28 protein-coding genes and 1 pseudogene are annotated in these 23,601 nt (G+C 72.2%); 13 read left to right on the top strand and 16 right to left on the bottom strand.

All coding sequences use genetic code 11. From position 1 onward, the window contains the following. The first annotated feature begins 32 nt into the window (after nucleotides 1-32). The 3 genes from ACFZDK_RS18925 to ACFZDK_RS18915 all read left to right on the top strand — a co-directional run bounded on the left by ACFZDK_RS18925 (nucleotide 33) and on the right by ACFZDK_RS18915 (nucleotide 2,841). Nucleotides 33-1,241, top strand: a complete 1,209-nt coding sequence (locus ACFZDK_RS18925; RefSeq protein ID WP_390973789.1) for a DNA alkylation repair protein — start codon at nucleotides 33-35, stop codon at nucleotides 1,239-1,241. Between the two features lie 99 nt (nucleotides 1,242-1,340). Then, on the top strand, nucleotides 1,341-1,691 hold the full coding sequence (locus ACFZDK_RS18920; protein ID WP_390973787.1) for a helix-turn-helix domain-containing protein: 351 nt from the start codon (nucleotides 1,341-1,343) through the stop codon (nucleotides 1,689-1,691). A 142-nt stretch (nucleotides 1,692-1,833) separates the two neighbouring features. After that, the gene (locus ACFZDK_RS18915) at nucleotides 1,834-2,841 is read left to right on the top strand and encodes a zinc-binding dehydrogenase (protein WP_390973786.1); all 1,008 of its coding nucleotides are present in this window, start codon (nucleotides 1,834-1,836) and stop codon (nucleotides 2,839-2,841) included. A 41-nt stretch (nucleotides 2,842-2,882) separates the two neighbouring features. Here ACFZDK_RS18915 and ACFZDK_RS18910 read toward each other — a convergent pair whose 3' ends face one another. Both ACFZDK_RS18910 and ACFZDK_RS18905 read right to left on the bottom strand, forming a co-directional pair. Beyond that, nucleotides 2,883-3,515 (bottom strand): TetR family transcriptional regulator, encoded by a 633-nt coding sequence (locus ACFZDK_RS18910; RefSeq protein ID WP_390973784.1) that lies wholly within the window; start codon nucleotides 3,513-3,515, stop codon nucleotides 2,883-2,885. A gap of 96 nt (nucleotides 3,516-3,611) precedes the next feature. Continuing rightward, on the bottom strand, nucleotides 3,612-4,124 hold the full coding sequence (locus tag ACFZDK_RS18905) for a MarR family transcriptional regulator (protein ID WP_390973783.1): 513 nt from the start codon (nucleotides 4,122-4,124) through the stop codon (nucleotides 3,612-3,614). A gap of 61 nt (nucleotides 4,125-4,185) precedes the next feature. On the opposite strand from ACFZDK_RS18905, the gene ACFZDK_RS18900 reads away from it, so the two are divergent. The 3 genes from ACFZDK_RS18900 to ACFZDK_RS18890 all read left to right on the top strand — a co-directional run bounded on the left by ACFZDK_RS18900 (nucleotide 4,186) and on the right by ACFZDK_RS18890 (nucleotide 8,124). Continuing rightward, nucleotides 4,186-5,487, top strand: coding sequence for a Bcr/CflA family efflux MFS transporter (locus tag ACFZDK_RS18900; RefSeq protein ID WP_390973782.1), 1,302 nt, complete (start codon nucleotides 4,186-4,188; stop codon nucleotides 5,485-5,487). 270 nt (nucleotides 5,488-5,757) lie between these two features. Continuing rightward, a complete protein-coding gene (locus ACFZDK_RS18895) occupies nucleotides 5,758-6,204 on the top strand; it encodes a hypothetical protein (RefSeq protein ID WP_359222749.1) in 447 nt (148 codons plus the stop codon). Nucleotides 6,205-6,213: 9 nt separating this feature from the next. Beyond that, nucleotides 6,214-8,124, top strand: a complete 1,911-nt coding sequence (locus ACFZDK_RS18890; protein ID WP_390973780.1) for a M64 family metallopeptidase — start codon at nucleotides 6,214-6,216, stop codon at nucleotides 8,122-8,124. A 31-nt stretch (nucleotides 8,125-8,155) separates the two neighbouring features. Here the strand turns inward: ACFZDK_RS18890 and ACFZDK_RS18885 are convergent, their stop codons facing one another. Then, nucleotides 8,156-8,806, bottom strand: coding sequence for a hypothetical protein (locus ACFZDK_RS18885; RefSeq protein WP_390973779.1), 651 nt, complete (start codon nucleotides 8,804-8,806; stop codon nucleotides 8,156-8,158). Nucleotides 8,807-8,981: 175 nt separating this feature from the next. Here ACFZDK_RS18885 and ACFZDK_RS18880 point away from each other — a divergent pair, with 175 nt between their 5' ends. Next, nucleotides 8,982-10,721, top strand: a complete 1,740-nt coding sequence (locus tag ACFZDK_RS18880; RefSeq protein WP_390973778.1) for a SulP family inorganic anion transporter — start codon at nucleotides 8,982-8,984, stop codon at nucleotides 10,719-10,721. Between the two features lie 214 nt (nucleotides 10,722-10,935). After that, nucleotides 10,936-11,286 carry a metalloregulator ArsR/SmtB family transcription factor gene (locus ACFZDK_RS18875; RefSeq protein ID WP_390973776.1) on the top strand — a complete coding sequence of 117 codons (351 nt, stop codon included), beginning with the start codon at nucleotides 10,936-10,938 and terminating at the stop codon, nucleotides 11,284-11,286. Nucleotides 11,287-11,295: 9 nt separating this feature from the next. On the opposite strand, the gene ACFZDK_RS18870 is transcribed toward ACFZDK_RS18875, so the two are convergent. The 4 genes from ACFZDK_RS18870 to ACFZDK_RS18855 are packed head-to-tail and all read right to left on the bottom strand — an operon-like array spanning nucleotide 11,296 to nucleotide 12,528. Beyond that, nucleotides 11,296-11,475, bottom strand: coding sequence for a DUF6126 family protein (locus ACFZDK_RS18870; RefSeq protein ID WP_390973774.1), 180 nt, complete (start codon nucleotides 11,473-11,475; stop codon nucleotides 11,296-11,298). 59 nt (nucleotides 11,476-11,534) lie between these two features. After that, nucleotides 11,535-12,005: an ATP-binding protein gene (locus ACFZDK_RS18865; RefSeq protein WP_390973772.1), complete on the bottom strand. Its 471-nt coding sequence runs from the start codon at nucleotides 12,003-12,005 to the stop codon at nucleotides 11,535-11,537. Then, nucleotides 12,002-12,340, bottom strand: coding sequence for a metalloregulator ArsR/SmtB family transcription factor (locus ACFZDK_RS18860; protein WP_390973771.1), 339 nt, complete (start codon nucleotides 12,338-12,340; stop codon nucleotides 12,002-12,004). Before ACFZDK_RS18860 ends, ACFZDK_RS18865 begins: the two co-directional genes overlap by 4 nt. A gap of 5 nt (nucleotides 12,341-12,345) precedes the next feature. Continuing rightward, nucleotides 12,346-12,528, bottom strand: a complete 183-nt coding sequence (locus ACFZDK_RS18855) for a hypothetical protein (RefSeq protein WP_390973769.1) — start codon at nucleotides 12,526-12,528, stop codon at nucleotides 12,346-12,348. A 207-nt stretch (nucleotides 12,529-12,735) separates the two neighbouring features. On the opposite strand from ACFZDK_RS18855, the gene ACFZDK_RS18850 reads away from it, so the two are divergent. From ACFZDK_RS18850 to ACFZDK_RS18840, 3 genes are read left to right on the top strand one after another with little or no spacing between them, the layout of a single operon-like run. Further along, entirely contained in the window at nucleotides 12,736-13,158 is a 423-nt protein-coding gene (locus tag ACFZDK_RS18850; RefSeq protein ID WP_390973768.1) for a BlaI/MecI/CopY family transcriptional regulator, read from the top strand. Between the two features lie 34 nt (nucleotides 13,159-13,192). Then, entirely contained in the window at nucleotides 13,193-14,158 is a 966-nt protein-coding gene (locus ACFZDK_RS18845) for a M48 family metalloprotease (protein ID WP_390973767.1), read from the top strand. A 52-nt stretch (nucleotides 14,159-14,210) separates the two neighbouring features. Continuing rightward, nucleotides 14,211-14,618, top strand: a complete 408-nt coding sequence (locus ACFZDK_RS18840) for a hypothetical protein (RefSeq protein WP_390973765.1) — start codon at nucleotides 14,211-14,213, stop codon at nucleotides 14,616-14,618. Nucleotides 14,619-14,634: 16 nt separating this feature from the next. On the opposite strand, the gene ACFZDK_RS18835 is transcribed toward ACFZDK_RS18840, so the two are convergent. The 8 genes from ACFZDK_RS18835 to ACFZDK_RS18800 form a co-directional block, all read right to left on the bottom strand. Next, nucleotides 14,635-15,303 (bottom strand): response regulator, encoded by a 669-nt coding sequence (locus tag ACFZDK_RS18835; RefSeq protein ID WP_390973763.1) that lies wholly within the window; start codon nucleotides 15,301-15,303, stop codon nucleotides 14,635-14,637. Further along, a complete protein-coding gene (locus ACFZDK_RS18830) occupies nucleotides 15,300-16,571 on the bottom strand; it encodes a histidine kinase (protein WP_390974237.1) in 1,272 nt (423 codons plus the stop codon). The genes ACFZDK_RS18835 and ACFZDK_RS18830 overlap by 4 nt, the downstream gene beginning before the upstream one ends. Before the next feature lie 88 nt (nucleotides 16,572-16,659). After that, nucleotides 16,660-17,502 carry an ABC transporter permease gene (locus ACFZDK_RS18825; RefSeq protein ID WP_390973761.1) on the bottom strand — a complete coding sequence of 281 codons (843 nt, stop codon included), beginning with the start codon at nucleotides 17,500-17,502 and terminating at the stop codon, nucleotides 16,660-16,662. Then, nucleotides 17,499-18,455: an ATP-binding cassette domain-containing protein gene (locus ACFZDK_RS18820; RefSeq protein ID WP_390973760.1), complete on the bottom strand. Its 957-nt coding sequence runs from the start codon at nucleotides 18,453-18,455 to the stop codon at nucleotides 17,499-17,501. The genes ACFZDK_RS18825 and ACFZDK_RS18820 overlap by 4 nt, the downstream gene beginning before the upstream one ends. 147 nt (nucleotides 18,456-18,602) lie before the next feature. Further along, a complete protein-coding gene (locus ACFZDK_RS18815) occupies nucleotides 18,603-19,265 on the bottom strand; it encodes a transglycosylase SLT domain-containing protein (protein ID WP_390973758.1) in 663 nt (220 codons plus the stop codon). A gap of 174 nt (nucleotides 19,266-19,439) precedes the next feature. After that, nucleotides 19,440-21,122, bottom strand: coding sequence for a DEAD/DEAH box helicase (locus ACFZDK_RS18810; protein WP_390973756.1), 1,683 nt, complete (start codon nucleotides 21,120-21,122; stop codon nucleotides 19,440-19,442). Between the two features lie 87 nt (nucleotides 21,123-21,209). Then, nucleotides 21,210-21,413 (bottom strand): cold-shock protein, encoded by a 204-nt coding sequence (locus ACFZDK_RS18805; RefSeq protein WP_007502648.1) that lies wholly within the window; start codon nucleotides 21,411-21,413, stop codon nucleotides 21,210-21,212. A 153-nt stretch (nucleotides 21,414-21,566) separates the two neighbouring features. Continuing rightward, nucleotides 21,567-22,040: a helix-turn-helix domain-containing protein gene (locus ACFZDK_RS18800; protein WP_390973754.1), complete on the bottom strand. Its 474-nt coding sequence runs from the start codon at nucleotides 22,038-22,040 to the stop codon at nucleotides 21,567-21,569. A gap of 94 nt (nucleotides 22,041-22,134) precedes the next feature. Here ACFZDK_RS18800 and ACFZDK_RS18795 point away from each other — a divergent pair. Continuing rightward, a pseudogene (locus ACFZDK_RS18795) lies at nucleotides 22,135-22,248 on the top strand (diguanylate cyclase); the annotation flags it as partial. Between the two features lie 10 nt (nucleotides 22,249-22,258). Here ACFZDK_RS18795 and ACFZDK_RS18790 read toward each other — a convergent pair. After that, on the bottom strand, nucleotides 22,259-22,888 hold the full coding sequence (locus tag ACFZDK_RS18790; RefSeq protein ID WP_390973753.1) for a TetR family transcriptional regulator: 630 nt from the start codon (nucleotides 22,886-22,888) through the stop codon (nucleotides 22,259-22,261). A gap of 151 nt (nucleotides 22,889-23,039) precedes the next feature. Here ACFZDK_RS18790 and ACFZDK_RS18785 point away from each other — a divergent pair, with 151 nt between their 5' ends. Continuing rightward, nucleotides 23,040-23,594: an isochorismatase family protein gene (locus ACFZDK_RS18785; protein WP_390973752.1), complete on the top strand. Its 555-nt coding sequence runs from the start codon at nucleotides 23,040-23,042 to the stop codon at nucleotides 23,592-23,594. Nucleotides 23,595-23,601: the final 7 nt, after the last annotated feature.

Genomic DNA, 23,601 nt, shown 5'->3' with positions numbered 1-23,601 from the left:
GGCCCGGCATCGCACCCTCCCGACCTGCCGAGGTGCGACCGCACTACGGTGGCGTCATCGTCACCGCCGGGATCGACGGCGAGTACGACAAGACCGGCCGCCCGACCCCCGCCGAAGCAGCGCCTCCTGGAGGAACCGTGCCCACCGCCGACGAGCTGATCAGCCCGGACAGCATCCGCCGTCTGGCCGTCGTCCTCCGGGAGGCCGCTCCCGGAGCGTCACGCTGGCAGACCGTCGCGGACAGCGTGGCCGTCCTCGGCCCGCTGGGCCTCAGCGAGCGGGCGCGGACGGTCGGCGACGCCCTCCTCGCCGACTGCGGCCAGGACTACGAGCTACTGGCCCGGTCGGTACGACAGGCCCTGGCCCGCGCCGATCTGGCGGGCTGGATGATCTGGCCGGTCACCGAAGCCGTCGCCACCGGCGCCACCACGTCCGGCGTCCGCCGGCACTTCGACGACGGTCTGGACCTGCTCGCCCGGCTGACGCCCCGCCTCACCGGCGAGTTCGCGCTCCGCACCTTCCTCAACGCGGATCTGGACCGCACCCTGGCGACGGCGCTCGCCTGGACCGAGTCCCCGGACCCGGCCGTCCGGCGGCTGGCGAGCGAGGGCAGCCGCCCCAAACTCCCCTGGGCGCGGCAGGTCCCCGAGCTCAACCGCAACCCCGGAGCCACGATTCCGGTGCTGGACATGCTGCACACCGACCTCTCGCAGGACGTGCGCCGATCGGTGGCGAACCACCTCAACGACCTCTCCCGCCTCGATGCCGCACTGGCCGCCGGAACCGCCGCGCGCTGGCTGCGGAACCCGGAGCCGACCACCCCGGCCCTGGTGCGTCACGCGATGCGCACCCTCGTCAAGCAGGGCGAGCCGGCCGCCCTGGAGCTGGTCGGATTCCATGGCGGCCGGGAGGACCTGGAGGTGGTGGGGCCGCTGCTGACGGAGACCGACGTCCCGATGGGCGGCGACCTCGTCTTCACCGGGCGCATCACGAACGTCTCGGACCGGCCGGTCTCCCTGGCCGTCGACTACGTCGTCCACCACCTCAAGGCGAACGGGAGACTGGCGCCCAAGGTGTTCAAGCTAGCCAAGCGCGAACTGGCCCCCGGCGCCTCCGCCGACGTGACGCGCAGCCATTCCTTCCGCCCGGTCACCACGCGCGTCTACTACCCGGGGGCGCACGCCCTGCAGCTCCAGGTCAACGGCCACCGCTTCGGCATGACGGACTTCCGGCTCGGCTGACCGGAACCGCGCCGCGGGGAATGATCTTGGGGTGGGCGGTGGTTTCGATGGCGGTCGTACTATGACGTGACCGTCCATGAGCCGCCCCGAGGAGTCGCCGTGGCCCGCCCCCGCACCAGCACCCGCACCGTGGAGCACCCCGAGCTGTCGGAGGTCTCGGTCCAGCAGGTACTGGAGGCGCTGGTGGATCCGGTACGGCGGCGGGTGACGGCGCAGCTCGCCCGTGCCGGGGAGGACATGAGCTGCGGGACGTTCGACGCGCCGGTGTCGAACTCCACCCTGACGCACCACTTCAACGTGTTGCGCGAGGCCGGCGTGATCCGGCAGTACTACGTCGGGACGACCAAGATGAACACCCTCCGCGCCGACGAGCTGGAGCAGCGGTTTCCCGGCCTGCTGCCGGCCGTGCTGGCCGCCTCGGCCGCGGAGGAAGAGGCGAGCGCGGTCTGAGCCGGAGGGCGGACATCTATTTCGATGATGCTCGAAGTTTGACGCCCGTCGAAGTTTGGGGCAGGGTGGGTGCCACCACCGAGGCGATTCGGTGTGTTTCCCCTGGATCCCCCCGGATTCCTGCCTTCAGGACGGATGCACCATGGCACGAGTTGTACAGTTCGACCGGACCGGCGGCCCCGAGGTCCTGACCCTCCGCGACGTCGAGGTCGGCCCGCCCGGCGCGGGCGAGGCCCGGATCCGCGTCGACGCCATCGGTCTGAACCGCGCCGAGATCATGTACCGCGAGGGCGGCTACTTCTACGAGCCGGTCTTCCCCTCCCTGCTCGGCTACGAGGCCGCCGGCGTCGTCGAGGCCGTCGGCCAGGGCGTGACGGGCCTCGCCGAGGGCGACCCGGTCGCGGTCGTACCGCAGTTCCTGCAGACCGACTACGGCACCTACGGCGACCAGGTCATCGTCCCCGCCTCGGCGGTCGTGCCCCGCCCCGCGGAGGTCGACCCGGTCCTGGCGGCGGCCGTGTGGATGGCCTATGTCACCGCGTACGGCCCGCTCGTCGAGAGCGGCCGGGTGCGGCCCGATGACCATGTCCTGATCACGGCCGCCTCCAGCAGCGTCGGGCTCGCCGCCATCCAGATCGCCCGCCACATCGGCGCGATCCCGATCGCCACCACGCGCGGCGCCGGCAAGAAGCAGCGCCTCCTGGACACGGGCGCCGCCGAGGTGATCGTCACCGACGAGGAGGACCTGCCCGCCCGCCTCAAGGAGATCACCGGCGGCGAGGGCGTCCGCCTGGCCTTCGACCCGGTCGCGGGGCCCGGCGTGGAGACCCTCGCGCAGGGCATCGCCCCGGGCGGCTTCCTGGTGGTCTACGGCGCCCTCGACCCGCGCCCCACCCCGCTGCCCAACGCCCAGTCCTTCCCGGCGCTGAACAGCAGCACGTACACCCTCTTCGAGATCACCACGGACCCCGAGCGCCTGCGCCGCGCGGTCGCCTTCGTCAACGCGGGGCTCGCCTCCGGCGCCTTCGCACCGGTCGTCGACCGCACCTTCGACCTCACGGACATCGTCGAGGCGCACCGCTACATGGCGGCCAACGAGCAGGTCGGCAAGATCGTCGTCACCGTCACCCGCGGCGACACCGCCTCCTGACCGGGCGGTGGGTCGCGTGCGGGGCGGGGGCGTGACGGTCGTCAGCGCCCCGCGGGCGGAGCCAGCCGGGCGGCGGCGTCGTAGATGAGCCGGGCGTGCAGTTCGAACAGGGTCACCAGGTCGACGGAGTCGCCGTTGACCTCCCGGTGCACGAACAGGCCGTCGGCGCCGGCCACCGCGTAGGTGGTCAGGGTCTGCACGTCGTCCTCGGCCAGGGTGGGGAAGAGGTCGGTGACGACCTCGGCGACCCGCTGCTGGGCGACTGCGCGGACCTGGAGGTAGACCGCACGGCCGCGGGGCTCGGCGGGCCGGCGCTCCAGCGCGAGCATCAGTCCGAGACGCAGGAAGTCCGGCTCGGCGACGAGGGACCTGGCCACGTTCGCCGCCATCAGGGCGACGCGTTCCTGTGGGGTCCCGGCCTCCTCGCCCGGCAGGGTGACGGCCGCGAGCCAGGTCTCGAAGCTGCGCTCGATGACGGCGGCGATCAGGTCGTCCTTGTCCTTGAAGTGCCAGTAGATCGAGCTGGCGGGCAGCCCGCACTTGGCGCTGACGGCCGCGATCGAGGTGCCGTCGTAGCCGCGCTCACCGGCGATCTCCACCGCGGCGTCGAGGATGCGCCGGCGCGACTCCACCCCGTTCGCCCGCTTCCTGCGTGCCGTCTGCGGCCCGGTCATCTCTGGTGTGCCTCTCGGGGATCACGGCGGCCTGAGCGCAGACCGCCTCCGAAGCGTCCACTCTAATTGGAACACCTCCTACAGGAGGAGTCCCGATCAGCCCTGCCCCACGCGCGACTCCATGGCCTCCACCAGCCGGTGCAGCGCCCTGGTCACCCCCTCCCGGTCCTCGCCCAGACCGGCCAGCAGGCTCACCTCGACGGAGAGCTGCCGGGGAAAGAGCCCGTCGACCGCCGCCGCGCCGGCCTCGGTGATGGTGACCAGGGCGGCGCGCCGGTCGGCCGGGTTGGGGGTACGGGTGATGAAGCCGCGTTTCTCCAGCTTGCCCAGGGTCTTGCTGACGCCGGCCCGGGACAGGCCCAGCCGCTCGGCGAGGCTGCGGGCGATGAACGGCTCGGTCGCGTGCCGGAGCGGGATCAGCATGTCGACCTCGGGCGCGGTGAGGGCGGCGCCGGCGTAGAGGTGTTCCACGGCGCGGTTGAGCAGACCCGTGGCGTGCTTGAGCAGGCCGACCAGCTCCATGGGGCTGGTGTCCAGGCCCGGGTTGTGGGCGGCCCACTGGGTGCCGACGTCGGAGGCCGAGGGGCTGGCGGAGGCGGGGGAGGGCATGCGGCTCGTCTTCTCGCACTTCGTGTTTGTTAGCTGGTGAACTATCGGTTACCTTTATTTCATGGTAGCTCCGTCATCCTCGCGCAACCGCGCCGACGCCGTCCCCGACACTGCCGGACCTGCGCCTTCGGGCCGTGCGGCCACCACCCTCATCGCCGTGCTCGGCGCGCTGACCGCCGTCGCCCCGCTCGCGACGGACATGTACGTCCCCGGCTTCCCCGCGCTGGGGGAGGCGCTCGGGGCGAGCAGCTCGGCCGTACAGCTGACCATGACGGCGTTCCTCGCCGGACTCGTCGTCGGCCAGCTGGTCATCGGCCCGCTCAGCGACGGGCTCGGCCGGCGCCGGCTGCTGACGGCCGGGTCGGCCGGGTTCGTCCTCTTCTCCGTCGCCTGCGCCGCCGCTCCCGGCATCGCCGCCCTGACCGGCGCCCGCTTCCTGCAGGGTGTGGCCGGTGCGGCGGGCATGGTGCTGGCCAGGGCGGTCCTGACCGACCGCTTCCACGGACCCGAACTGCCCCGCTTCTTCGCGGTGCTGTCCCAGGTGATCGGCGTGGCGCCGGTCACCGCGCCGGTGCTCGGCGGGGCCGTGCTGTCCCTGTCCACCTGGCGGACGGTGTTCGCCGTGCTGGCCGTGCTCGGGGTGCTGCTCCTGCTCGCCGTGGTGCGGGCGGTGCCCGAGTCGCTGCCGCCCGAGCGGCGGCACGGCGGTGGGCTCGGCAGCAGCTTCCGGGCCATGGGCACCCTGCTCGCCGACCGCATCTTCATGGGATACGTCCTGGTCGTCGCCCTCGTCTCGGCGGCGCTGTTCTCCTACATCAGCGGCTCCAGCTTCGTCTTCGAGAACCTCCACGGAGTCTCCTCGACGACGTACTCCCTCATCTTCGCCACCAACGCCGTCGCCATGCTGGCCGGCGGGGCGGCCTTCGCCCGCCTGGCCGGACGAGGCGTCCGCCTCAACACCCTGCTCTCGGCCGGGGTGGGCACCGCCCTGCTGGGCGCACTGGCGCAGGTGCTGCTGGTGACGACCGCGGGCGAGACCCTCGCGGGCACCTGGGCCACCCTGTTCGTGACCGCCGTCGGTATCGGCCTGGTCTTCCCGAGCGCGATGAGCATCGGCCAGGCGGTGGGCCGCACGGCACCGGGTGCGGCCTCCGCGCTCCTCGGCGGCTTCCAGTTCCTCTTCGGGGCCCTGGCCGCACCCCTGGTGGGGGTGTTCGGCGAGGACAGCTCCCTGCCGATGGCGGCCGTCATGCTGATCGCGCTGGTGGGGGCGGGGCTGGCGCTGGTGGGCCTGGCCAGGCCCTGGAAGGGGCACGGCGAACCGCTCGCGGCGGTGCCCGCGCCGCGGGAGGTGCGCGGCTGACGGATCGCCGGGGATGCTGTCCCCCTGGCCGCCTTGCCGACGGGCGGGCGAGATCGGCCGGCCCTACCCTGTTGAAGGACTCCGGCCTCGCGGTTCCGCCTTCCGTCCCGCACCCCCGTCGGACTCGCTAGGCCCGTTGTGTGAGCCCCGATTAGACGGGACAGGGCGCTCGGATGCGAGTTCCTGTGCATGAGTGCGCGTCGGCCTTGCCGGGCCCCTCGCCGACCGGGAACATCTCCGGACATCACACTCTCCGGGGGAGGAATCGCCATGGCAGGCCCGCAACAGACACCCACCGCCCGAGCCGTGCGGCTGATCTTCGAGTACGAGGGCGACTCGGTGACCCTCGTCTCCCAGCAGCCGGTCGACGCGGTCATCAGCGGCTTCGACGCCCATCCCGAGGTACGGCCGGGCAACTTCGTGGAGACGCGGGACGAGAAGGGGCAGCGCCTCGCCCGCGTTCCCGCGCGCGGCGCCTTCCGGGAGAGCGCGGAGGTCTTTCCGGAGGACCACTCGCAGCCCATCACCCGGGTCGACGTGGAGGCGCGCGGTGCCTTCACCGTGCTGCTTCCCGCACCGGACGAGGCCGTCCAGGTCGCCGTGGTCCGCGCCGCACCGGCCGCCCCCGACGCCCGGCTGGCTCCCGGAGGCGCGACCAGTCCGCCTCCCGGGGCGACGGAGGACGTCGACCTCGCCACCTTCCGGCTCGAGCGGTAGGGGGCCGGGATGACCACGTCCGACGGGACGGTCCAGGGCCGTACCCAGATCTTCGGATCCGCGCCGCGCAACCGGGCCTTCACCATCGTGCTGCTGGGCGACGGATTCACCGCCGCGCAGCAGACCGACTTCGACACCGCCTGCAAGGACTTCGTCAACGCACTGACCGCCACCGCGCCCTACGACGAACTCGGGCCGGCGATCAACATCTGGCGGGTCAACGTCACCTCCACCGACTCGGGCGCCGACGACCCGGTCGCCGCGGGCGGCACCGGCGCGACGGCCCGCACCTACTTCGACTCGACGTTCGGCGCGAACGGCATCAGGCGGCTGCTCGTGTGCAACAGCTCGACGGTGCTCCAGACGGCCGCGGCCCAGGTACCGGAGTTCTCCGCCGCGATCGTCGTGGTCAACTCCACGGTCTACGGCGGCAGCGGCGGCTCGGTCGGCACGTACTCCCTCGCGAGCGGCGCGACGGAGATCGCCATCCACGAGGCCGGGCACACCGCGTACGGGCTCGCGGACGAGTACCCCTACTACGCCGGCGGCAACGAGACCGGGCACGACCACCACCCGGCGGGGGAGCCCGGCGAGCCGAACGTCACGCTGAACACCAACCGCACCACCCTGAAGTGGGGTTGGGCGGTCGCCGCGAGCACCGCCCTGCCCACGATGAGCAACCCGAACTGCTCGACGGTCGATTCGCGGGCCAGCACGGTGCCCGCCGGGACCGTCGGCGCCTTCGAGGGCGCGCACTACTACCACTGTGGTGCCTACCGGCCCGAATACACGTGCAAGATGCGCGAGTTGGGCGTCCCGTTCTGCCGGGTGTGCCGGCAGGTGATCTGGAACCGGATCGGCCCGCTCGCGACGCTTCCGGCCCGCGACCGCACGCCGATCAGCGTCGTCGCCCGCTACCCGGAGCACCTCGACGTCTTCGCCGCGGCGGCGGACGGACGCACCATGTCCAACTGGTGGGACGCGAGCAGCGGTTGGGCCGGATGGTTCCAGGTCTCCGGGGGCTTCGCCTCTCCCGGCGGCACGGGCGCTCCGATCACCTCGGTCGCACGGTACGCCGGTCACCTCGACCTGTTCGTCGTCGGCACCGACAACCGGATCTGGAGCACCTGGTGGGACCGGTCGACCGGCTGGGCGGGCTGGTTCCGGGTCGGCAGCCTGGTCGCGCGTCCCGGTTCGACGGTCAACGTCGTCAGCCGGTACGCCGACCATCTGGACCTGTTCACCACGGCGTCCGACGGCCGGACCATGTCCACGTGGTGGGACGCCCGTACCGGCTGGGCGGCCGACTGGTTCCAGATCGGCGGCGGGGTCGCGGCGAACGGCGCCACGGTCACGGCCGTGGCCCGCTACCCCTTCCACCTGGACGTCTTCACGGTGGGCACGGACAACCGGGTCTACAGCGCCTGGTGGGACGAGCGCACCGGCTGGTCGGCGTGGTTCCCGCTGCCGGGCATCAGCTGCCGGCCCGACTCCACCGTGACAGCCGTCTCCCGCCACCGTGACCACCTGGACCTGTTCACCACGGCCTCCGACGGCAAGATCATGTCGACGTGGTGGGACGCACGCGGCGGCTGGGCGAGCTGGTTCCAGGTGTCCGGGGGTGTCGCGTCGGCGGGTTCGCCGGTCACCGCCGTGGTGCGCTACACGAACCACATGGACCTGTTCGTCGTCGGCACCGACAACCGGATCTACTCGACGTGGTGGCACGACACCACGGGCTGGGCCGGCTGGTTCAACGTGTCCGGCGGACTCGCCAAGCCCGGCAGCCAGATCGCGGCACTGACCCGGATCACCGAACACCTGGACCTGTTCGCGGTCGGCACGGACGGAACCGTGTACAGCACCTGGTGGGACGCGACCGGCGGCTGGGCCGGATGGTTCCAGCTCGGCATCACCTGACCCGCCGCGGGGTGTCAGCCGGTGTGGCCGGTCACCTCGCCGATCCAGGTGATGAAGTCGGCCGGGTCCTCGTCGGCGCCGTGGGCGGCGTCCCAGTACACGAGGGCGTTGACGTCGTCCCCGAGGTGTCGGTGTCCTTGGTGCCGGTGCGGATCCACCAGTGCTTGGCCCGGTCGTCGTTGCCGTCGCCGATGAAGTACATCGGGTTCATCAGTTCGAGCTTGGCGGGGAGGTCGCTGTCGAGTGACGTGCCGCCGCTGCCCGAGGTGTCGTTGGCCAGGCTGTAGTCGGTGAAGTGCCGGGCCTCGGTGGTGCCGACGCCGAACTCGTTGTTCTCGCCCGCCGACAGGTCGAAGGCGTCGAAGGCGGGCGCGTCCTTGCCGCGGGACCCGACGTGGTCGAGGTAGTCGGACCAGGAGAACGTGGCCGACGAACCGTCCCAGGTGATGAAGGTGTTGGAGGACAGGCAGGTGGTCCGGTCGTCGTCCGACAGCTCCGCCAGGTAGCTGGTGGCGGCCGGCTCAAGGTAGGTCGCCAGGAGGTAGTCGTCGAGGTTGTCGGCCGTGATGGTGCCGTAGTCGTCCGCCGTCAGGCCGAGCCCGGACTGGTACGTCTCGAACAGGGCTCTCAGGTCCGCTGACACGTCCTGGTCGACCTCCTCGCCGCTGCTGCAGAGTTTCACCGTCAACCCATCGAGGGCGTCCCCAAGCCTGAGATTCCTGAAGGCCCCCGCCTTGGAGGAATTGCAAAACTTAGCAATTGGTTAGATGCTGTGTTCGTTGTGTCTGCAGGTGTCCGTGGACACCGCCTTGTGCGTCCGCCTCCCGGGTGGGCCTGTAGGGGAATCCGAGAGGCCGATGACCACCGCATTCGGCCGGGCGTGGGTCCGGTTCGTCTCGCTGCTGCCCGGTCCGGCCGACCTCGCCGGGGCCCGGCGAGACCCGCGCCGGAACCTGCTCGCCGGTCTCACCGTGGCGATCGTCGCGCTGCCGCTCGCGCTCGGCTTCGGGGTCTCCTCGGGGCTGGGCGCCGAGGCGGGGCTGGCGACGGCCGTGGTCGCGGGCGCCGTCGCCGCGGTGTTCGGCGGGTCAGACCTGCAGGCGTCCGGCCCGACCGGTGCCATGACCGTCGTCCTGGTGCCGATCGTGGGCCGGTACGGGCCGACCGGGGTACTCACCGTCGGGCTGATGGCGGGTGTGATGCTCGTCGGCCTGGCGGTGCTGCGGGCCGGGAAGTACATGCAGTACGTGCCCGCCCCGGTCGTCGAAGGCTTCACCCTCGGCATCGCCTGTGTGATCGGCCTCCAGCAGATCCCGAACGCGCTCGGTGTGCCCAAGCCCGAGGGCGACCGCGTGCTGGTGGTGACCTGGCGTGCCGTCGAGGAGTTCGCGCAGCACCCGAACTGGACGGCGGCCGGACTCGCGGTCGCGGTGGCCGCGGTCATGCTGGTGGGGGCGCGGTGGCGGCCGGCCGTGCCGTTCTCGATCGTCGCCGTGGTCGCGGCGACGATCGTGGCACAGCTGGCCCACCTGGACGCGGCGAGGCCGATCGGCGAGTTGCCGGCCGGACTGCCCGCGCCGTCGCTCTCCTTCCTCGACCCCGGCTCGCTCGGCACCCTCCTCGCGCCCGCCGTGGCGGTCGCCGCGCTCGCCGCGCTGGAGTCCCTGCTGTCCGCCTCGGTCGCCGACGGCATGACGGTCGGGCAACGGCACGACCCCGACCGGGAGTTGTTCGGCCAGGGCCTCGCAAACATCGCCGCCCCGTTGTTCGGAGGGGTCCCGGCCACCGGCGCGATCGCCCGCACCGCGGTCAACGTCCGCACCGGCGCGAACTCCCGGCTCGCCGCCCTCGCCCACGCCGCCGTCCTCGCAGTGATCGTCTTCGCGGCGGCGCCCGTCGTCTCACGGATCCCGCTGGCCGCCCTCGCCGGCGTCCTGCTGGCCACCGCGATCCGCATGGTGGAGGTCGGCTCGCTGAGGGCCATGGTCAAGGCCACCCGCTCGGACGCCCTCATCCTCGTCCTGACCGCGGTGGCGACGCTGGCCCTGGACCTCGTGTACGCGGTGATCATCGGGCTCGTCGTCGCGGGCGCCCTCGCGCTGCGCGCCGTGGCCAAGCAGGCCCGTTTCGACCAGGTGCCGCTCGACCGGGGCGACCACAGCGCGGAGGAGCACGCGCTGCTGGCCGAGCACATCGTGGCCTACCGCATCGACGGACCGCTGTTCTTCGCCGCCGCCCACCGCTTCCTGCTGGAACTCACCGAGATCGCCGACGTCCGGGTCGTCATCCTGCGCATGTCCCGGGTGTCGACCATGGACGCCACCGGCGCCCTCGTGCTCAAGGACGCGGTGGACAAGCTGCACCGCCGCGGCATCCTCGTGCTGGCCTCCGGCATCCGACCCGGCCAGCGCCGGGTCCTCGACTCCCTCGGCGCACTCGACCTGCTGTGCCACGAGGGCCGGGAGTACCCCACCACCCCCGACGCGATCCGGGCCGCCCGCGACCACCTGGAGACAGCCGGCCTCCTGCCGGTCCGCAAGCCCCGGACCTCCGGCGAAGAGGCCCTGCGACCCGCACAGGGAAGTTCCTCACCCTGACCATCGACCGGTAGCCGGACCTCAGTAATTGCTAACATCGGCAATTACTGAGGTCATCACCGGAGGATTCGGTGGTCCGCTGCTCGGGTGTGGTTTCGGCTCGGACGGTGCCGCGGGTGAGGATGGGCCCCATGTTCTCGACGAGTGGGTGGATGCGATGCGCCGAGGCCCGGCCGGTCGTGCCGTGCTGCGGTCCGGGGGAGGGGGCGGTCAGGTGAGTACGCCGCTGTACCAGCTGAAGGCCGAGTTCTTCAAAACCCTCGGGCACCCGGCCCGCATCAGGGTCCTGGAACTGCTGAGCGAGCGCGAGCACGCGGTCGCGGAGATGCTCCCCGAGGTGGGCATCGAGGCGGCGCACCTCTCGCAGCAGCTGGCCGTGCTGCGGCGGGCGAACCTGGTGCGGACCCGCAAGGAGGGGTCCAACGTGTACTACTCGCTGGCCAGCCCGGAGCTGGCGGAACTGCTGCGGGTGGCCCGCTCGATCCTGTCGGGCGTGCTGGCGGGGCAGGCGGAGCTGCTCGCCGACCTGAAGGCGGCCCAGCCGGAGGTCAGGCCGCCGTCCTAGCGACCGCCGTCAGCCTTTTCGGCCCAGGTAGAAGAGCAGCATCACCCATCCGGCGACGAGGTGCGTCCCGAAGATGTAGAAGCCCGCGCGGATCATCACACCGCGCTCGATCTGCCACTCCCTGTCCTTCTTCTTCGCCTTCCGTTTCCGCTTCTCGACCGCCGACCCGTCGGAGACCTGTTCGCTCACCGCGACATTCCCCCCTTCCTTCCTGGAATGTCCATAACTGTCCACCGATGTTCCCGTGCTCACGACGGCATGCCGAACCGCACGAAGACGACCTTGCCGTCGTGATCCGCGGCGGGCCTCGCGCCGACCTCGCCGTCGTGGTCCGCCGCCACCTCGGCCACCAGACGCAGCCCCGCGCCCATGCCCGCGTCGCTGAGATCCGGCAGTCCCGGTTCGGTGTCCGCGACGCTGACGACCAGCTGCCCGGCGGCGACCGTGATCCCCACCTCCATCACGGGTGAACGCGGCGCGTGCCGCAGTACGTTGGCGACCAGTTCGCTGGTCACGAACAGCACGGCGTCCGCGAACGCGGAGGCGGGCGGGACGCCGACCGCGGGGAGGCAGTCGGTCACCGCCTCCCGGGCCCGCCGCACCGTCTCGGGACCCGGCGTGAACGAGGAGACGTGCCGCTGCGCCGGCGGCAGCGCCTGCTCGGCCGTCGGGGCCGGCCCGCCGTGCCGGCGCGGCAGCCCGGACCCGCCGTCGGTCACCGTGAGGCCTCCGTCTCCCGCAGCTCCTCCAGGAGGCCCTGCCGGCCGGTCAGCAGGTTGGCCAGGATCCGCCGCGCCGCGGCGAGCAACTCGGCCACATCGCCCCCGGCCAGCTCGTACATCACCGTCGAACCGGTACGGGTCGCGGTCACGATGCCGGAGCGGCGCAACACCGCGAGCTGCTGGGACAGGCTCGACGGCTCGACCTCGATCGCCGCGAGCAGCTCGCGCACCGGCTTGGGGCCGTCCTGCAGCAGCTCGAGCACACGGATACGCACCGGGTGCCCGAGCATCCGGAAGAACTCGGCCTTCGCCTCGTACAGCGGAACCGGCATCCCGATCACCCCTCGTCCGTCCCTGTCGCCTCGGTGTCCACCCCGTGCCGCCGCGCCAGCCGTATCGCGTCGTCCAGCTCGTCCTCGGCCACCGCCACCGCGTACGCGTCCGCGGCACTCAGGGCGGCCGCCAGAGCGGCACGCGCCGCGCGCACCCGGGCCAGCAGCGCCTCGGCGACCTCGTTCACGGGAACCTCCGGTCGGTGGATGGGAGTCAGGGACTGTGGCAACTAACCAATTGAAGAAGTCTTCAACTTGATTGTAGGGGGGGTCGGCCACGGCAGACCACGCGGACCGCGGCCTGAGGCATGGTTCCCGGCCCGGAACTCGTCTCCTACGGTCCGTAGGAGACGTCCGGGTACGCTGGGCGCGACGACGGCGAAGGAAGGCGGACGGTGGCGGACCGAGGCGGCGACGAAGCCCAGGAAGCATCCGGCAGGCGGGCACGCGGCGAACTGGAGGGCGATGTCCTCGCCGCGCTCTGGGCCGCGGACGGCCCGCAGACCGCACGCGAGGTCCGCGAACGGCTGCCGGGCGATCTGGCCTACACCACCGTCCTGACCATCCTGTCCCGGCTGTACGACAAGGGCCTGCTCGTCCGGCACCGGGAGGGCCGCGGCTACGCCTACGAACCGACCCGGGACGAGGCGTCCCACACCGCCCGGCGGATGCACACCCTGCTGGAGGGCGGCTCCGACCGCGAGGCGGTGCTGGCCCGCTTCGTCTCGGAACTGTCCGCGCAGGACGAGAACGTGCTGCAGCAGCTGCTGTCCGGGCACGACGAGCCCGAGAACAAGCGCGGCCACGGGAAGCGGTGAGCCGGTGCGGATCAGCGTCTACGTTCCGCTCCTCGTGAGCGTCGCGCTCGCGGTCCTCGCGCCCGGCGTGGCGCGCAGGCTGCCCCCGCGCCCGGCCGCCTGGGCGCTGGCCTGTGCCGCGCTGGTCACGGCCGTCGGCTGGACGGGGTCGCTGGCCCTGCTGGCCTTCTCCGGAGTGGCGCTGATTCCCGAAGTGGCCGAGGAGGGCCGCTGGTCGGTGACGGCACTGCGGGCCGAGGACCCGGTGTACTTCGTCGTCGCGGCCGGCAGCGCGCTGATGCTGGCCACGGGTGTCGTCGCGCTGGGCGTGGCCGCCGTACGGCAGATCCGGCACCTGGCCTGGGCGCGGGCGGAGTGCGCGCGACTGGACGGAGACCTGGAGCTGGCCGTGATCGACGATGCGGTCCCGGCGGCCTTCGCGCTGCCCGGGGCCCCGGGCCGGATCGTGGTCTCCCGGGGCATGCTGCGCTGCCTCGGCGACCGTGAGCGGGAGGCCCTGCTGGCCCATGAGCGGGCGCATCTGCGCGGCCGTCACCATGTCTTCCAGAGCCTGTGGCGGCTCACGGCCGCACTGAACCCCCTGCTGCGGCGCATGGCCGTCGCCGGTGGTTTCGTCCTCGAACGCTGGGCCGACGAGGAAGCCGCACAGCGGGTCGGCGACCGCCGTATCGTCGCCCACGCCGTCGGCCGCGCCGCTCTCGCGTCCGCCGGGTCACCCCGCCCCGCCGCACTCGCGGTGACCGGCGGAGCGGTGCCGCAGCGGGTGCGGGCCCTGCTGGCCCCACCGCCCGCCCGCAGGAGCCTCCCCCTGGTGCTGGGCGGCCTGCTGCTGGCCCTGTGCTGCGCGAGCCTGGCCAATGCCGCATCCGACAGCGACCGGATGCTGGACAGCGCGCAGCGGGCGCAGTGCGCGGCGCACGCCGACATCGTGGGCATGCCACCGGCGGCCGATCACGGGCATGAGCCGGGTCCCTGCTGTACCGGTCACGGCCACCCCTAGACGATCGGTTCCGCCCATGGGAATGGTCGAAAGGCTCTGGGAGGCGGGGGAGATGCCGTCTCGGGACGGCCTGTACCGGCCGGACGACACGGGCCTGGAGTGGCATGTCGAGGGTCCGGGCGCGTACCACCCGGATGCCGGGCAGCCGGTCCCCTTCCGCGTCGGCGGACCCTTCGATGTGGCCCGGGCCATCGAGGAGCACGGCGTCGACGGGGTCGACACCTACTTCGAGAGCCCGCTGCCGGACGGATCGGGGTGGGTGACCGGCGGGGGTGGCGGCGGGATGGGCAACATCGGCCACCTGGCCCGTCTCGACGCCGACCGCTCGTTGAGGTGGGTCGCCGTGATGTTCCACTCCAACCCGTTCGTCGGAGTGCGCTACGAGGGCACGAGCGCCGTCTTCACCAACGACTGGGGAAACCGGATGGCGCTCGACCTCACGAGCCCGGTCCTCGGCTGACACCCGTTGAAGCCGCTCAGTCCGCGTGGGGGCGGGCCAGGCCGTGGTCGTAGGCGAAGATCACGGCCTGGATGCGGTCGCGGGCGCCGATCTTGGCGAGTACACGGCCGACGTGTGTCTTCACCGGCGACTCGGAAAGGACGAAGTGCGCGGCGATCTCGCCGTTGTTCCAGCCCTTGCCGATGGCGACGAGGATCTCGCGCTCGCGTTCGGTGAGGGAGCTCAGGCCGGGGCTTTCGGCGGGGTCGCCCGCGGGGGGTGGCACGAGATGGGCGAACTCGTGCAGGAGACGGCGGGTCAGGGCAGGCGCGATCACGGCGTCGCCGCCGGCGACGGCGCGGATACCGGCGAGGAGTTCGTCGGGGCGGGCGTCCTTGAGGAGGAAGCCGCTGGCCCCGGCGCGCAGGGCGGCGTGCACGTACTCGTCGAGGTCGAAGGTGGTCAGCACGAGGACGCGGGAGCGGTCGCCCGCGGCGGTGATGCGGCGGGTGGCCTCGATGCCGTCCATGCCGGGCATGCGGACGTCCATGAGGACGACGTCGGGGCGGAGTTCGGCGGTTTTGCGGACGGCCTCCGTGCCGTGGGCGGCCTCGCCGACGACGTCCGTCTCGGGGACCGAGTCGAGGAGCAGGTGGAACGCGTACCGCTGCAGGGGCTGGTCGTCGACGATGAGGACGGTCGTCATCGGGCACCACCGTCCTGGGGCGTGAGGTCGAGGACGGCCTCGATGGTCCATCCGCCGCCGGCGGGGCCGGCGCTGAGGCTCCCGCCGTAGAGAGCGGCCCGTTCGCGCATTCCCATCAGACCGTGTCCTTCCTCGTTCGCCGGGCCGTCCCGCCGGGACGTACCGGCCGGACCGGTGTCCTGGACGGTGACGGTCAGCCGCGTCTCCTTCACGACGATCGTGAGGGTCACGCGGGTGTCGGCGCCGGCGTGCTTGAGCGTGTTCGTCAGGGCTTCCTGGACGATGCGGTAGATCGTGAGCTGGACGCCGCTGTCGAGGGAGTCGACGTCGCCGGCGGTCCGGTAGGCGACCTCCATGCCCGCGGTGCGCACGCCCTCGCAGAGCGTGCCGATGTCGGTGAGGCCGGGCTGCGGGCTGAGTTCCGGTTCGTCACGCGGGCCGTCCGAGGCCTCCCGCAGGACGCCGAGCACGCGTCTCAGCTCGCCGAGGGCCTGGCGGCCGGTGTCACCGATCAGGTGGAGGGCTTCCCGGCCGCGTTCCGGAGTGACGGCGGTGGCGTAGGCCCCGGCGTCGGCCAGGGTGATGATGACGGCCAGGTTGTGGCCGACGATGTCGTGCATCTCGCGGGCCACCCGGGCCCGTTCGGCCGCGGTGGCGAGTCGGCTGCGCTGGTCGCGTTCTATCTCCAGGCGGGCCGCCCGGTCCCGCAGCCCCGCGAGCTGGGCCCGCCGGATGCGGACCACCAGGCCGAGCGCGAGGGCCGCGGTCGCCGCACTGAGCAGGAAGAACAGCGCGTCCCCGATGGTCACCGCGACCGATGCCCGCACCGCGACCAGCGCCATGGCGCCCAGCATGACCACGCAGGCCCAGGGCAGCTGTCGTAGCCGCCCGTGCAGGACGAGGCTGTACAGGGCGATGAACAGGGCAACGTCCGCGCGCAGCGCCGCCCCCAGCGACCACTGGAGCACGTACACGGCCGCGACCGCCCCGAAGGCGACCGCGGGACGGCGCCGCCGCCACAGCAGGGGAAGCACGAGTCCGGCCTGGAACGCGAGCATCCCCGCGACCGGCAGCTGGGTGAACACCAGCCGGAAGTGGCGCGGCTCGTCGCCGTCCCGGCCACCGCCGCGCGCGTGCAGCACGTCGGGGAGGCAGAACAACAGGACGACCAGGACCACCACCGCGGTGTCCAGCACCCAGGGGTGCGCCCGGTCGGCCTTGCGCAGCCGCTGGCCGGCCCGGGAGAACCGGGCGACCAGCGGCCCCATCCCGCCGAGATCCTCGACGGGACGGGTGGGCGCGATGACCTCGGAGATCACAGGGGGCACGGGGATCACCCGCTCATCATGCAGGGCGTCACACGTCGCTGCGCAGCAGCCGGTAGGCCGCCCCGGCGAGGGCGAGCGCGGTCCAGCCGAGGAAGACCAGCAGACCGGCACCGGGGGACAGACTGGTGGTGTCGTGGGTCAGGGCGAACATCGACTCGCCCGCGTTGCTGGGCAGATAGGGGCTGATGTCGTCCCGCCAGGAGCTGGGCAGCAAGGAGATCAGCCCGGGGATCAGCATCAGCGTGGCGACCAGTACCGAGATGCCGCCGGCCACCGACCGCAGCAGCGCGCCGAGCGCGGTGCCGATCACGCCGACCAGGCCGAGGTAGAGACCGGCGCCCAGCAGGCTCCGTACGACCCCGGCGTGCGAGAAGTCCATCGCCGCGGGCGTGCCGGAGACGATCCGGCTGCCGAAGAAGAAGGCGACGAACACACCGACCGTGGAGACGGCCAGGGCGACCAGGCCGAACACGGTGGCCTTGGACCACAGCACCGGCAGCCGGCGCGGCACCGCCGCCAGGGTGGAGCGGATCATCCCGGTCGAGTACTCGCCGGCCGTGACCAGCACGCCGAGGACGCCCAACGCCAGCTGCGCGAAGTTCGTACCGAACAACGACAGGCTCACGGCGGTCGAGCGGGCGAAGTCCGGGTCCATGTGGGCGGAGCCGATGCCGGACTTGTACCGGCTCGACGCGATCAGCCCGAACGCGACCAGGAACAGCAGCCCCAGTCCGAGGGTGATCCAGGTGGACCGCAGGGTCCAGAGCTTGGCCCACTCCGAGGCCAGCACCCGCCGGCCGGTCACCCGGTAGGCGGGGCGGGCGGCCGCGGCGACCGGCGCGTCGGGGGCGGTGGCGGTGAGGGTGCTCATGCGGTGCTCCCGACAGGCTCGGCGCTCTCGGCGGTCTCGGTCGCGGTCGTGGCGCCGTGGTACTCCACGGCATCCTTGGTCAGGTCCATGAAGGCCTGCTCCAGCGACATCTGGCGGGTGCTCAGCTGGAACAGGGCGATCCCGTGCTCGGCCGCCTTCAGCCCGATCTCCCGCGCGCTCAGCCCGGTCACCTGAAGCTCCTCCGAACCGATGCGCCCCTCGATCCCGACCTCCGGACCGGCCAGGACGTCCCGCAGCCGCGCCGGTTCCTGCGTGGCCACGTGCACGGTGTCACCGCCCGCCTCGCGCACCAGGTCGCCCACGGTCGTGTCGGCGAGCAGCCGGCCCCGGCCGACGACGATCAGATGGTCCGCCACCAGCGCCATCTCGCTCATCAGGTGCGACGACACGAACACCGTGCGCCCTTCCTCGGCGAGCGAGGTCAGCAGGTTGCGGATCCAGAGCACGCCCTCGGGGTCCAGCCCGTTGACGGGCTCGTCCAGCATCACGGTCTGCGGGTCGCCCAGCAGGGCCGCGGCGATCCCGAGCCGCTGGCCCATGCCGAGCGAGAAGGCACCGGCCCGCTTCTTCGCCACACTGCCCAGCCCGGCGAGCTCGATGACCTCCTCGACCCGGCGGCGCGGAATGCCGTGGGTGAGCGCCAGCGCCCTGAGGTGGTGGTAGGCCGAACGGCCCGGATGGATCGACTTGGCCTCCAGCAGGGCACCGACCTCCTGCAGCGGGGCCCGGTGCCGGGCATAGCGCCGGCCGTTCACCGTGACGGAACCGCTCGTGGGGGCGTCCAGGCCGACGATCATGCGCATCGTCGTGGACTTCCCCGCGCCGTTGGGGCCCAGGAAGCCGGTCACCGTACCGGGCTTCACGACGAATTCCAGGCCTTCGACGGCCGTCTTCTCGCCGTATCTCTTGGTCAGCTGCCGTGCGTCGATCATCGGAGCTCTTTCTCTCGGGCTCGGCGTCCCTCACAACTGACGCCTCTGAGCCACGCTAAGTCCGTGATCGGCCCGAACCGGTCGTACCGGGGGCTGAACGGGGCCCCACCCGTGGTACCGGGGTACTACGCGATTCCGAGCACGGGCTCAGTACGCGTGGTGGACCTGCCAGAAGGCCCAGGCCTGGCAGGGGCTGCCGTACGTGGTGTTCATGTAGTTCAGGCCCCACTTGATCTGGGTGGCCGGGTTGGTCTGCCAGTCGGCGGCGACGGAGGCCATCTTGGAGCCGGGCAGGGCCTGGACCAGGCCGTACGCGCCGGAGGAGGGGTTGACCGCCAGGTAGTTCCAGGTGGACTCGTGGTCCACGATGTTGCTGAAGCACTGGAACTGGCCGGTGCCCACGATCTGCGCGGCCATCGCCTTGAGCTGCGCCACGGTGTAGGAGCTCCGCACCGGGAAACTGGCCGAGGGATCGCCGGCCGCGGCCTTGGCCTCCGCGCGTTCCTTGGCATCGGCCATTCTCGCCTCGGCGGTTCTGGCCGCCGCCACCCGGGCCGCCTGCTCGGCGTCCTTCCTGGCGCTCGCGTCCGCCCGCACGGCCATGGTGTCGGCCTGGTGCGTGAGGGAGGCGGTCTGTACCCGGGCCTGGTGGCCCACGGGTATGTCCGCGAGGAGGGGGGTGTCGGGAGCCGTCGCCTGCGCGTCGTTGTCCTGCGTGCTGCTGGCCGAGGCGACCCCGGCCACGCTTCCGACCGCGGTGACCGCGGTGGCCGAGACGACCGCGAGTCCCCGCACCGACATCCGGCTCACGCGCTTGCCTTCCTCTGGAAGCATCCCGCTTGCTGGGTACGACAGTCGGCATACTCTTGCGCACCCGCCCGGCCGACGCAATCGTCCGCAGCCGTGACAAGAGTCAAGCAGCAACTGATTGCTCGATTGTTGTCGGGCTGCTCCCGGCTGCCCGGGAGCCCCTGACAAGCGTCGCTAGGCGGCGTCGCCCGCGGATCTGCGGGTCGCCGTGCGGCGGCCGGACGTCCGCGCGGTGTTGCCGGAGCCGGCGCGGGCGGCCGTACTCGCGGTGGACCGGCGGGTGGAGCTCCGGCCGCCCGCCGCGGGGGTGCCGCCCGTCGCCTTGGCGGATCCGGCCCGGCGGGCGGCGCCGCGCTCGCCCGTCGCCGGGGTGCCGCCGGAAGCCTTCGCCCCGGCCGTGGACCGGCGGGCGGAGCCCTCACCGCCCGTCCTGGAGGCGCCGCCCGACGGCGTCTGGGCCTCACCGCCGCCGTTGCGGCGCCGGCGGGCGGGCCGTCCGCCGGTCTTGGCGGTGCCGCTCTTGCGGGCCGGGCGGGACTCCGCCGGTGGCGTCGGCTGCGGGACCTCGATGATGACGGCCACACCGGACGGCTCGCGGGCGCCGGTGATGGTGGCCAGTTCCGCGTCGCCGGAGGTGACGCGGGCGGTCCTGGGGCGGATACCCGCGTCCGACATGAGCCGGGTGACGTCCCGCTTCTGCTCGGGCAGGACCAGCGTGACCACACTGCCGGAGCCGCCGGCGCGGGCCGTGCGGCCGCCCCGGTGGAGGTAGTCCTTGTGGTCGGCGGGCGGATCGACGTTCACGACCAGGTCGAGGTCGTCGACGTGTATGCCGCGGGCCGCGACGTTCGTCGCCACCAGCGCGGTGACCTGGCCGTTCTTGAACTGTTCCAGGGTGCGGTTGCGCTGCGGCTGGGAGCGGCCTCCGTGCAGGGCCGCCGCGCGGACCCCGACGGCCAGCAGCCGCTTGGTGAGCCGGTCGGCGGACCGCTTGGTGTCGAGGAAGAGGATGACCCGGCCGTCACGGGCCGCGATGCGCGTGGTGACGGCCTTCTTGTCGGTCTCGTCCTGCACGTGCAGCACGTGGTGCTCCATGGTGGTCACCGCGCCCGCCGACGGGTCCACGGAGTGCACCACGGGGTCGGTCAGGAACCGCTGCACCAGACGGTCGATGTTGCGGTCCAGGGTGGCCGAGAAGAGCATGCGCTGCCCGTCGGGCCGTACCTTCTCGATCAGCTTGGTGATCTGCGGCAGGAACCCCATGTCGGTCATCTGGTCGGCTTCGTCCAGCACCGTGATGCGGACGTCGTCGAGCACGCAGTCCCCGCGTTCCACGAGGTCGTTGAGGCGGCCGGGGCTCGCCACGACCACCTCGGCTCCGCGCCGGAGGGTGGCGGCCTGCTTGGTGATGGACAGCCCGCCGACCACGGTGGCAAGGCGGAGGTTCACCGCCGTCGCGTAGGGGGTGAGCGCGTCCGTCACCTGCTGGGCGAGCTCACGGGTGGGCACCAGCACCAGGGCGAGGGGCGCCTTGGGCTGTGCGCGCAGTCCGGCCGTGCGCGCCAGCAGCGCCAGCCCGAACGCGAGGGTCTTGCCGGAGCCGGTACGTCCCCGCCCGAGCAGGTCGCGCCCGGCGAGCGAGTTCGGCAGGGTGGCGGCCTGGATGGGGAAGGGCGTGGTCACGCCCTGCGCGGTGAGGGTCTTCAACAGCCCGGCGGGCATGTCCAGACCGGCGAAGTCCTCGACGGGGGGAAGCGCGGGGGTCGTGCCTTCCGGGAGCCGGAACTCCCTCGGCGCCGACGGGGACGGCGAGGGCGACGAGGCGCGCCGGTTGGACTTCTGGGGCCTGCGGGACATGCGGTGGTCTGCCTTCCTGGAAACAGCACAAACCGGGGTCCGCACCATGACGGTGCGGACCCCGGCCAGCGGATACGCGTCCGGCGATCAGGCGGGGACGATGTTCTCCGCCTGCGGGCCCTTCTGGCCCTGCGTGACGTCGAAGGAGACCCGCTGGCCCTCCTGGAGCTCACGGAAACCCTGGGTCGCGATGTTCGAGTAGTGGGCGAAGACGTCCGGACCGCCGCCGTCCTGCTCGATGAAGCCGAAGCCCTTTTCCGAGTTGAACCACTTCACAGTGCCCTGTGCCATGACAGTCTCTCCTTCTGTAGGCAATGGCCCCATCCGGAGATGCCGGAAAAACAATGCGCCTGAAGGAGAAACATTCCCGTCAGGCGCACATAGGTTCATGGGTACCACAACTGCAACGCGTAAAAGCCTAACACAGCCCGGCTGTCCGAACGTCTATGCCTGGTGGCCGGTGCTGGTGAAGCGCCTGCGGTAGTGGGACGGGGTCGTGCCCAGGTGGCGGGCGAAAGCGCGGCGGAGGGTCTCGTCGGTGCCCAGGCCGCTGTGCCGGGCGGCGGAGGTGACGCTGTGGCCCTCCAGGAGCAGCTGCTGGGCGTGGTCCAGACGGACCCGCTCGACCCAGCGCGCGGGCGTGGTGCCCGGCTCGGCGGTGAACAGCCGGGTCAGATGCCGGGCGCTGACGGCGGCGGACGCGGCCAGGGCGGGCAGGCTGTGGTCGGCGGTCGGGTCGGCGAGCACGGACGCGATCAGCGTGCGCAGGAGGTCGGTGCGGGCCGGAGGCGTGGTGACGGCCGTGGAGAACTGCGACTGCCCGCCCGGGCGTTGCAGGAAGACGACCAGCTCGCGGGCGATGTCCCGGGTCACGTCGGCCCCGTGGCCGTCCTCCACCAGGGCGAGGGTCAGATCCATGCCGCGCTGATGCCCGCCGAGGTGATGTACCGCCCGTCGCGGATGTGGATGGCGTCCGGCTCGACTCGCACCCGGGGGTAGCGGCGGGCGAACACGGCCGCGTGCCACCTTCGGCAACGTCAAGGCCGATGTGCTGGCCCACTACGTCCCGGGATTCCGGCGCGGTGACTTCGTCGAGGTCGTCCAGGGCTCCGCCTGGCCCGAGTGACCGGCGGGGGTCAGTCCGGCTGCGGGCCGAGCAGGCCGTCCACGACGTCGAGGAGCGGGCCCAGCAGGTCCTCGGGTGTCGCGTCGGCGAGCGGCCGCAGGCCCACCGCGGACCGTACGACGGCGACCCCCACCCCCAGGGCGACCAGGAGTTCCGCCCGCAGCAGGGCGTCGGGCGCCGCCGGGGCACCCGACGCCTCCAGCACCTGCCGGCCGAACTCCTCCAGGGCCCGCCGGCGCAGTCCGGCCACCTGCTCGTCGCCGGAGTCCCGCAGCAGCATCAGCACCGGATGCTCGCCGAACTCCGCCCACGCCCCGGCCGCCAGCTGACGGCTGAGCGCCTCGGCGAGGGCGGTGCGGCCGTGCGGGAACTCCGCCTCACCCCCCAGGAACCTCGGCGTCGAGGCCAGTGCCGCCTTGAACAGGCCCTCCTTGGAGCCGAAGTACCGCTTGATCAGCGCCAGGTTCACCCCCGCGTCGGCGGCCACGTCCCGCAGCGTCGTGCGGTCGTACCCCAGCCGGGTGAACCGGGTGCGGGCGGCCAGCAGCAGGGCCCGGCGCGTCGCCGCGGCGTCCCGGCGCCGAGGCCCGTCGGCGTCCTGCTCGGTTGTGTCCCGCTCGGTCGTGTCCTTCGACGACACAGCGGCTCCTCTCGTGCACACCACCGTGGACCCTTCGGCGGGCCGAGGCCCCACCACCAAGTCATCGTTCGTTGACATTGTCCCCGAGCGGGGCTACGTTGCCAAGTAATCGCTTGATGACTAACGGGGTCGTGTGGAAGGAACAGAGCCGGTGCCTCAGCAAGCCCTTCTCGTCATGGATGTCCAGCAGGTCGTCGTCGACCGCTTCCCCGACCCCGACTACCTCCCACGGCTGGGCAAGGCGATCGAGGCCGCGCGCGCGGGCGGTGTCCCGGTGATCTATGCGGTCGTCGGATTCCGCCCGGGATACCCGGAGGTCAGCCCCCGCAACAAGATGTTCCGGGGGCTGGTGGGCGCCGCGACCCGCAAGGCCGGTGACGACCGTGCCACGCAGGTCCATCCGGACGTGGCGCCCGCGCCCGGCGAGACCGTGGTCACCAAGCGGCGGGTCAGTGCCTTCGCCGGCAGCGACCTCGACATGGTGCTGCGGGCCGGCGGGATCGACCATCTCGTCCTCACCGGCATCGCCACCAGCGGGGTGGTGCTGTCCACCCTGCGCCAGGCCGCCGACCTCGACTTCGAGCTCACCGTCCTGTCCGACGGCTGCCTCGACTTCGACCCGGAGGTGCACCGGGTGCTCACGGAGAAGGTGTTCCCGATGCAGGCCGAGGTCACGACCGTGGACGCGTGGGTGGGGGCCTTGTGATCCCCTC

It is taken from the genome of Streptomyces sp. NPDC007901 (genome assembly GCF_042959465.1).
Taxonomy (GTDB): domain Bacteria; phylum Actinomycetota; class Actinomycetes; order Streptomycetales; family Streptomycetaceae; genus Streptomyces.
This window is presented reverse-complemented; position numbering and strand designations above follow the sequence as displayed.

Bases quoted from the DNA above. Each gene is read 5' to 3' on its own strand.
- ACFZDK_RS18860 (WP_390973771.1), bottom strand. From the start codon at position 12,340: ATGCCGGTTCCGCTGTACGAGGCGAAGGCCGAGTTCTTCCGGATGCTC.
- ACFZDK_RS18835 (WP_390973763.1), bottom strand. From the start codon at position 15,303: ATGACGACCGTCCTCATCGTCGACGACCAGCCCCTGCAGCGGTACGCG.
- ACFZDK_RS18800 (WP_390973754.1), bottom strand. From the start codon at position 22,040: ATGGATCTGACCCTCGCCCTGGTGGAGGACGGCCACGGGGCCGACGTG.
- ACFZDK_RS18890 (WP_390973780.1), top strand. From the start codon at position 6,214: ATGACCACGTCCGACGGGACGGTCCAGGGCCGTACCCAGATCTTCGGA.
- ACFZDK_RS18880 (WP_390973778.1), top strand. From the start codon at position 8,982: ATGACCACCGCATTCGGCCGGGCGTGGGTCCGGTTCGTCTCGCTGCTG.
- ACFZDK_RS18915 (WP_390973786.1), top strand. From the start codon at position 1,834: ATGGCACGAGTTGTACAGTTCGACCGGACCGGCGGCCCCGAGGTCCTG.
- ACFZDK_RS18825 (WP_390973761.1), bottom strand. From the start codon at position 17,502: ATGAGCACCCTCACCGCCACCGCCCCCGACGCGCCGGTCGCCGCGGCC.
- ACFZDK_RS18830 (WP_390974237.1), bottom strand. From the start codon at position 16,571: ATGGGGCCGCTGGTCGCCCGGTTCTCCCGGGCCGGCCAGCGGCTGCGC.
- ACFZDK_RS18895 (WP_359222749.1), top strand. From the start codon at position 5,758: ATGGCAGGCCCGCAACAGACACCCACCGCCCGAGCCGTGCGGCTGATC.
- ACFZDK_RS18810 (WP_390973756.1), bottom strand. From the start codon at position 21,122: ATGTCCCGCAGGCCCCAGAAGTCCAACCGGCGCGCCTCGTCGCCCTCG.
- ACFZDK_RS18840 (WP_390973765.1), top strand. From the start codon at position 14,211: ATGCCGTCTCGGGACGGCCTGTACCGGCCGGACGACACGGGCCTGGAG.
- ACFZDK_RS18905 (WP_390973783.1), bottom strand. From the start codon at position 4,124: ATGCCCTCCCCCGCCTCCGCCAGCCCCTCGGCCTCCGACGTCGGCACC.
- ACFZDK_RS18900 (WP_390973782.1), top strand. From the start codon at position 4,186: ATGGTAGCTCCGTCATCCTCGCGCAACCGCGCCGACGCCGTCCCCGAC.
- ACFZDK_RS18805 (WP_007502648.1), bottom strand. From the start codon at position 21,413: ATGGCACAGGGCACTGTGAAGTGGTTCAACTCGGAAAAGGGCTTCGGC.
- ACFZDK_RS18910 (WP_390973784.1), bottom strand. From the start codon at position 3,515: ATGACCGGGCCGCAGACGGCACGCAGGAAGCGGGCGAACGGGGTGGAG.
- ACFZDK_RS18820 (WP_390973760.1), bottom strand. From the start codon at position 18,455: ATGATCGACGCACGGCAGCTGACCAAGAGATACGGCGAGAAGACGGCC.